Origin of the sequence: Hansschlegelia beijingensis, assembly GCF_045505405.1 — a bacterium.
Classification (GTDB): Bacteria; Pseudomonadota; Alphaproteobacteria; order Rhizobiales; family Methylopilaceae; genus Methylopila; species Methylopila beijingensis_A.
Window position 1 is genome coordinate 1 of the sequence record NZ_JBJKEX010000135.1, and the last position, 7,445, is coordinate 7,445.

The following is a 7,445-nucleotide window of genomic DNA, read 5'->3' on the forward strand; positions in this document are numbered from 1 at the left end:
TCCGGCTCACCTCCGGCTGGTGGCGCCAGGTCAACCGCAACACGGTGCGGGCCGACGCGCTCGCGGGGCTGCTGGGCGCGCTGCTGGTGCTGCCGCAGGGCATCGCGTTCGCGACCTTGGCCGGGCTTCCGCCGCAATACGGCCTCTACAGCGCGGTCGTGCCGACCATCGTGGCCGCCGTCTTCGGCTCGAGCCTGCACGTCGCCTCCGGCCCCACCAACGCGAACTCGCTCGCGCTGTTCGCGGCGATCAGCCCGCTCGCGGCGGCCGGCAGCCCGGAATACGTCACGCTCGTGCTGGCCGTCACCGTGATGGTCGGCATGATCCAGTTCGCGGTCGGGGCCTCGCGGCTCGGCGGGCTCACGGACTTCCTGTCGCCCTCCGTCCTGCTCGGCTTCATGAGCGGCGCGGCGATGCTGATCGCCTGTTACGCGCTGCCGGACGCCGCCGGCCTTCCGGCTCACGCCGGACGCGGGCCGTTCGCGGCCGTGACCTCGGTTTTCGCCGAGTGGCGCAAGATCAATCCCGGCGCCGTGGCGGTCGCGCTCGCGACGCTCGCCGTCACCCTCGGCGCCCGCGCGATCTCCCGGCGGCTGCCCTTCATGCTGTTCGGCCTCGCGGCGGGGTGGCTCGTCTCGGAGGCGCTGACCTTCTGGGGCGGGCCGGAGGCCGTCGAGGTCATCGGCGCCATCCCGACCCCGATCCCGCCCTTCAGCATGCCGGTCCCGCCGCTCGACAGCCTGCCGCATCTGGTGCCGATCGCCGGCGCGCTGGCGGTGATCGCGCTCGGCCAGTCGGTGTCGATCGCAAAGGCGGTGGCGGCGCGCTCGGGGCAGCGGATCGACGTCAACCGCGAGTTCATCGGGCAGGGCCTGTCCAACATCGCGGGCGGGTTCTTCTCCTCCTACCTCTCCTGCGGCTCGCTCAACCGGTCGGTGCCGAACCTCGAGGCGGGCGCGCGGACGCCGCTCGCGGCCATCATGTCGGCGGGCTTCCTGATCGTCATGGTGGCGGTCGCCGCGCCGATCCTGCGGGACATCCCCACCGCGGCGATCGCCGCGCTGCTGCTCTACACGGCCTGGAGCCTGCTCGATCTCGGCCGTTTCGCCGAGATCGCGAGGCTCAGCCGGATCGAGTTCGCGGTCGCGGCGACGACCTTCGTGGCCATGCTGTTCCTGCCGTTCCACGTCGCGATCCTGATCGGCGTCGCGTTCTCGCTGGTCGCCTATCTGCACCGGACGTCGCACCCCAACATCCTCGCGCTCGCGCCGGACCGGGACACCGAGGTCGGCCGTTTCACGCCGCTGTCGCACCTCCCGGAGGCGCGGGAATGCCCGCAGCTCAAGCTGCTGCGCATCGAAGGCGCGGCCTATTTCGGCGCCGCCCCCTATGTGGGCGACCGCCTGCACGACTTCCGGACCCAGTCGCCGACGCAGAAGCACCTGCTGGTGATGGCGCGCAGCATGAACTTCATCGACCTCGCCGGCGCCGAACTCTGGGAGAACGAGCTCAAGCGGCGCAGGCTTGTGGGCGGCGACCTCTACTTCCACAGGCCCCGGCAGGCCGTTCTGGACCTCTGGCGCAAGACCGGTTTCCTGAAGCGGCTCGGGGAGGATCACGTCTTCCACTCGAAGGCGGACGCGATCGGAGCGATCTTCCGCAAGATGGATCCGAAGATCTGCGCGGCGTGCCAGGCGCGGATCTTCAGGGAATGCGGCGAGGGCTCGGCGACCTCGTTCTTCGACGCCAAGGCCGCCGGCAGCTACCGGGACGACGAGGCGCCCCTCGAGCCCGCCGCGCCCCCGCCCCGCTGAACCGCCAGGCCGCGACGACCGACAAGCGGCTCCGCGGCTCGCACGAAGGGAGCTCTCTCTTCTCCCTCCCTCGCAGAGGGGAGGGTGGACGGGCGAAGCCCGGCCGGGTGGGGTGCTGGCAGAACAGAGCACTACGCCCGAAGACCCCACCCGACCCCTCGCTGGCGCGAGGGGCCACCCTCCCCACGGCTTCGCCGCGAGGAGGGAGAAGAGGCGGCGCCGCGGACGGAGGGCGCTCTTTCCCTCCCTCGCAGAGGGGAGGGTGGACGGGCGAAGCCCGGCCGGGTGGGGTGCTGGCAGAACAGAGCACTACGCCCGAAGGCCCCACCCGACCCTTCGCTGCGCGAAGGGCCACCCTCCCCACGGCTTCGCCGCGAGGAGGGAGAAGAGGCGGCGCCGCGGACGGAGGGCGGTCTTTCCCTCCCTCGCAGAGGGGAGGGTGGACGGGCGGAGCCCGGCCGGGTGGGGTGTTTTCAAGGTTGAGCACTACGCCCGAAGACCCCACCCGACCTCGGCCTGGGCCGAGGCCACCCCTCCCCGTGGCTTCGCCCCGAGGAGGGAGAAGAGCTCCCGTTCTGCTACGCTCGGGGGATGTCGGTCGAACGGTCGCGGGAGCTCCGCAAGCGGATGACGCCGCAGGAGGTGCGGCTCTGGGCGCGGCTGCGCGAGCTTCGGGCGCTCGGCCTGCATCCGCGGCGGCAAGCGCCGATCGGCGGCTTCGTGGCCGACTTCGCGTTTCTGCGCCAAAAGCTGCTGATCGAGGTTGACGGCGGCCAGCATGGCGTCGAGCCGCAGCGCGATCACGCGCGGGAGGCGACGCTTGCTGCGGAAGGTTTCCGGACGCTGCGCTTCTGGAACATCGACGTCGACCGCAACATCGAAGGCGTGCTGGAGACGATCCTCGCCGCGCTCGAGGAGAGACGCCGCGGCTGACGCCCTTTCTTCTCCCTCCCTCGCAGAGGGGAGGGTGGACGGGCGGAGCCCGGCCGGGTGGGGTGCTCTCAGGACAAGGCGCTACGCTCGAGAGCCCCACCGGACCCTTCGCTCGCGCGAAGGGCCACCCTCCCCACGCTGCGCGTGAGGAGGGAGAAGAGATGTTGTTAGGCTTTTATTCCTTGACATCCCGCTTCACCCATGCTCTCCTCCGGAGGTCCTTCTCCGACAGGAAGGCGTGTCCGGACCGGCCGGCCATGCGGGGGAGGAGCGGCGCCTGCGCCTGCGAGCACCGGAGCTTGCGGTCCCGGGACGTCGGCTGCGGGCCTAGTGGGACGCTTGCGTCTCGCCAGGATCATAGGCCGCCCGCCCCGCACTAGGACGGGGCCGCGCCGTCGAGCGCCTTAAGGCGCGGGATGGGTTTTGGGTTTCGGCGCTTCCTTGGAAGCGGCAAGGCCAAAATCCGCAAAGGGACCGACCCCGCAAGGGAGAACGGGCCGCCCGCGACCGGAGCGCGGCTTCCGCCAGCTGATGAACAAGCCGCCGCGCGTGGAGCGCCGGGTGACCGGCCAAAATACGCGTAAAACCACGGTGGCCCGGCGCTCCGCGCCTTCCGCTGTCGCTGTTTGAACCGGATGAAGGATCTGGAGCCGTGCGACCCGGCGGATCGCGCGCGTCTCGATCAGCGCCGCTCTACGCCCAAGACCCACCCGGCCGCGCTTTCGCGCGTCCACCCTCCCCACGGCTCCGCCGCGAGGAGGGAGAAGAGGCGGCGCGGCTCGGACGAAGGGCGCTCTGTCCCTCCCTCGCAGAGGGGAGGGTGGACGGGCGAAGCCCGGCCGGGTGGGGTGTTCTGAGGACAGAGCGCTACGTCCGAAGGCCCCACCCGACCCTTCGCTTGCGCGAAGGGCCACCCTCCCCACGCTGCGCGCGAGGAGGGAGAAGAGAGCGTCGACGCTTGCAGGAGCCGGCTTCCCGGGCGGCGCGAAAAAAAGGCCGGCGGGGATCGCGCCGGCCTTTGGCTGCAGAGGGAGAAGGCGGTCAGGCGGCCTTCTTGCTCGCCTTGCCGGCGAGGCCGAGGCCGAGCAGGCGGTCGGCGTTCTTCCAGGTCGCCTTTTCCCAGGCTTCGGGGGAGAGGCCGAGCTGCCGGAAGTCCTCGACGCCCTGCTTCATCGGCCGGAACGGATAGGAGCTGCCGAACAGGAACTGGTCCGCCATGAAGTGGTTGGCCGCCTCGACGTAGAGATTGCCGCCCGGGCAGAAGGTGTACATGTCCGGCGACACGTAGACGTTCTCGTTGCGGAACGCGACGGTCACGATCTCCCGCACGTTCGGGTAGAAGCCGTGGCAGCAGACGATCGGCAGCTTCGGGAAGGTCTTGGCGACGTTGTCGACCGCATAGGGGTCGTTGAGGCGCAGGTCGGGCGTGGTCGGGCCCGACATCACGAAGGCCGGGACGCCGAGCTGCTCGCACACCTCGTAAAGCGGCATCAGCCGGTAGTCGTCGGCCCGCAGCGGGGTGGCGTAGAAGCCGGCGTCGAGGTTGAGGCCCTTCATGCCGAGCTTCTTGATCGCGCGGGTGGCCTCCGCGACGGCGGCCTCGCGGCCGAGCTCGATCGGGTCGACGGAGGCGATCGGCACGAGGCGCTTGCGGTTCGCGGCCGCGACGGCGGCCAGATCGTCGTTCGAGACGCGCACGCCCGGCACGCTGCGGGCGACCATCACGGCGACGCTGATGCCGGCGTCGTCCATCTCGGAGACCACGCCGCCGGCGTCCTTGGCGCGGGTGAAGTGTTCGATGTCGCGGCCGCCGACGCGCTTGTTGAGCCACTTGACGACTTCGAACTGCGGCGTATCCGGCTGCGCGCCGAAGAAGGCGTGAAGAAACGCCGGCCGGCTTCGCATGTCGACCACGGGCGTATTCGTCGGATAGGCCTCGGACATGTGTTTCGCTCCTGAGGGGTGTTCTTGCTTGTTGTGCGCGACGGCGCCGACGCGTGGCCGCCGATCATCCGGCGGCCGTCGGAACGGCCATGTTCGGGAACGCTCAGCCGGTTACGCCCCGCCACTATCCCCGCGCGCAGAGCCTCAAGGCCATTCGATTTTCTGCATCGTTTCATAGAAGCCGGTTATTCCGCCCAAGGATCGGCTGGACCCATGGGGCGCCTTGAAAGCGGATATCCCGGTCAATGGATTGATAGACGCAAACGAATTTACAGCCGGAATCTGCGGCTCCACCCTGAAGTTTGCGCCGGCGTCAAAGAACCGGCCGTCAGGTCATGGGAGAGAACATTGAGCCCATTCGAATGGAGGTCCGTCGGCGACCACGATCCGAAGCGGCTGGCGGAGGCCCGCAACCAGCTTCTCAGCGCGACCCAGTGGCTGGCGCGGATCGAGCGGAGCTACGCCGCGCCCCACGACCCCGAGGTGAGCCTGCGGTGGCTGGACGACCGCAACGTCATCTCGACCCATGATCTCGGCTCCGATCTGAGCCTCGTGCTCAACGTCGACGACCTCAGGATGCAGTTCAACGAGGCCGGGAACCCGTCCGACCACGAGATCGACGTCGAGGAGAGGTCGCCGGCGCATATCGAGGCTTGGCTGCTCATCGAGCTGCTGCACCGGGGCGTCGACCGCGAGCGATTCTCGAAGGATCTGCCCTATGACAGCGTGGGGCTGCTGAACGGCGACGGCGTCGAGTTCTCACCCGGCGAATACGAGCCCGAATTGCGGGCGCTCGACGCCTGGATGCGCAACGCGGCGCAGGCGATCAAGGCCGCCGCGGCCGCGCCTGGCGGGCAGGACGATGTGTTGCGGGTGTCGCCGCGCGACCTGCGGGTCCAGGCGGCGGCGGGCGGCCGGGTGCTCGGCTTCTCGCCCGGCGACGAGATGATCCCGGAGCCGTTCTTCTTCGTGGCCGCGGCAGGCGGACCCAACGGGGCAGGGGAGCCGATCGCCGTCCTTCGCGCCTCGGAGATCCGTGATTCCGACGCGCCCGAAAGGGTGATCGCCTTCCTCCGGTCCGGCGGCCAGCCGACGACGCACTGAGCGTCGTCGGTGCCTATCGGGGCCGCGCCGGCGCCCTCAGGCCGGCAGGGGGACTGCGCTTCTCGCGCTCTCGCGGCTCGTCTCGCTCGACAGCGGGGCGAGCGAGGCGTTTTCGGGGGTGATCTCCGCAAGGCGGGCGTCGAGGCCGCCCTGCTTGTTCAGCTTCTTGACCGCGCTGACCAGCGTGGCCGCCATCGGCGTCATGATCTCGCCCTCGGCCCAGAACAGGCAGACGTCCTGGCTCACCACCGGGTCGACCAGCCGCAGCGCCCTGGTGCCGCGATGCAGGCCCGGCATGTGGGTGAAGTGCGAGGGGATGATGGTGCACAGGCCCGCGAACTGGACCTGGAACATGAGGTGCAGGATCGACTCGGACTCCACCTTCGCCTCGGGCGCGGCTCCGACCTTCTCGAAGATGCGGTCGACGAAGCGTCGCTCGTGCATGCCTTCCCGCAACATGGCGAGCGGCAGTCCGGCCGCCTCGCTCCAGCTGATCTCGTCACGGCCCCGGAACTCGGCGACGTCCGGCACCAGCAGGCTGAGGTTCTCCTTGTAGATCTTCAGCGTGTTGCGCCGCCCGAGTTCGGCCTGGTCGAAATAGGTGAGGGCGACGTCGAGGGTGAAGTTGTTGAGCCCGGTCTTCATCGCGTCGTTGCCGAGAAACTGAACGTCCATGGCGACGTTCGGGTGCTGTTCGCGCACCATCTGAAGCAGGACCGGAAGAATGGGCGACATCGACGGCATCGCGCCCATGCGCAGCCGGCCGTGCAGGTTCTTCTGCATGGCCGCGACCTCGTCCCTCATCGCCTCGCAGTTCGCGATGACGTTGCGCGCCCACTTCGCGACGCGGTCGCCTTCCGGGGTCAGCCCGCAGAAGCGCTGTCCGCGGCCGCGCAGGAAGATGGGCACGCCGATCTCCAGCTCCAGCTGCTTGATGCCGCAAGACAGGCTCGGCTGAGTGACGTTGCACTTCTGCGCTGCCCGGCCGAAGTGCCCCTCCTCCACCACCGCCGTCAAATACTTGAACTGACGAAGAAACATGGCGTGCTCCATCCCAACAGTCACCGGACGAAGATGTCGCGACGTCCGGACGGCCGTTACCGGCTCTTTGGAATTAGTGTAGTTGAAGCCGCGCCGTACGCAATCCGATTGATGGCTTCAATTATTGAAAGAAGCGAACGGATCGTTTTTGGGCGCAGGGAGTCTCGGTTTCCCGCTGCGGTTGTTTTCTCACGATTAAGTCAAGACCACTGCCTTATCACGGTGGGGCAGCCCAATGGATGAGCTTGCACTGGCCGTGGGCGTCATCGGCCTGATCGCCGGCGTGATGATCGGCTGCGTCGGGGTGGGCGGCGTGATCGTGGTGCCGGCGCTGGTCTACGGCCTCGGGCTGAGGATCCAGGACGCCATCGCCTCAGCGATGATGGGCTACATCCTGACCGGTCTGATCGGCACCATGGTCTACGCCCGAGCCGGGTCGATCCGCTGGTCGCTGGCCGGATGGATCGCGGTCGGGGCGGCCCCGGGCGCTCTCGCAGGCGCCTGGGCCAGCAACGGGGTCGATCCGCGGCTGCTCGAACTGCTGGTCGGCGCATTGGCGCTGTGGTCGGGGGCGAACAGCCTGATCGGCGGAGGGGGCCACGCCGAGCG

General features: G+C 69.1%; 6 protein-coding genes. 4 read left to right on the forward strand and 2 right to left on the reverse strand.

All coding sequences use genetic code 11. The features are described 5' to 3' along the window. Both ACIKT0_RS10050 and ACIKT0_RS10055 read left to right on the forward strand, forming a co-directional pair. On the forward strand, nt 1-1,814 hold a 1,814-nt coding region (locus tag ACIKT0_RS10050; RefSeq protein ID WP_407105216.1), incomplete at its 5' end, for a SulP family inorganic anion transporter. A gap of 591 nt (nt 1,815-2,405) precedes the next feature. Beyond that, complete coding sequence (locus ACIKT0_RS10055) at nt 2,406-2,747, forward strand: endonuclease domain-containing protein (RefSeq protein ID WP_407105217.1); 342 nt, start codon at nt 2,406-2,408, stop codon at nt 2,745-2,747. 1,041 nt (nt 2,748-3,788) lie between these two features. Here the strand turns inward: ACIKT0_RS10055 and ACIKT0_RS10060 are convergent. Beyond that, complete coding sequence (locus ACIKT0_RS10060; RefSeq protein WP_407105218.1) at nt 3,789-4,691, reverse strand: amidohydrolase family protein; 903 nt, start codon at nt 4,689-4,691, stop codon at nt 3,789-3,791. 348 nt (nt 4,692-5,039) lie between these two features. On the opposite strand from ACIKT0_RS10060, the gene ACIKT0_RS10065 reads away from it, so the two are divergent. Continuing rightward, on the forward strand, nt 5,040-5,795 hold the full coding sequence (locus tag ACIKT0_RS10065; RefSeq protein WP_407105219.1) for a hypothetical protein: 756 nt from the start codon (nt 5,040-5,042) through the stop codon (nt 5,793-5,795). A 36-nt stretch (nt 5,796-5,831) separates the two neighbouring features. On the opposite strand, the gene ACIKT0_RS10070 is transcribed toward ACIKT0_RS10065, so the two are convergent. Then, nucleotides 5,832-6,836 carry a LysR family transcriptional regulator gene (locus ACIKT0_RS10070; RefSeq protein WP_407105220.1) on the reverse strand — a complete coding sequence of 335 codons (1,005 nt, stop codon included), beginning with the start codon at nt 6,834-6,836 and terminating at the stop codon, nt 5,832-5,834. Between the two features lie 235 nt (nt 6,837-7,071). Between ACIKT0_RS10070 and ACIKT0_RS10075 the strand changes: the two genes are divergently transcribed. Continuing rightward, nucleotides 7,072-7,445 (forward strand): TSUP family transporter (locus tag ACIKT0_RS10075; RefSeq protein ID WP_407105221.1); only part of this gene is annotated, 374 nt, incomplete at its 3' end.

Excerpts from the sequence above, each read along its gene's own strand:
- ACIKT0_RS10060 (WP_407105218.1), bottom strand. The coding sequence starts at position 4,691 with ATGTCCGAGGCCTATCCGACGAATACGCCCGTGGTCGACATGCGAAGC.
- ACIKT0_RS10070 (WP_407105220.1), bottom strand. The coding sequence starts at position 6,836 with ATGTTTCTTCGTCAGTTCAAGTATTTGACGGCGGTGGTGGAGGAGGGG.
- ACIKT0_RS10055 (WP_407105217.1), top strand. The coding sequence starts at position 2,406 with ATGTCGGTCGAACGGTCGCGGGAGCTCCGCAAGCGGATGACGCCGCAG.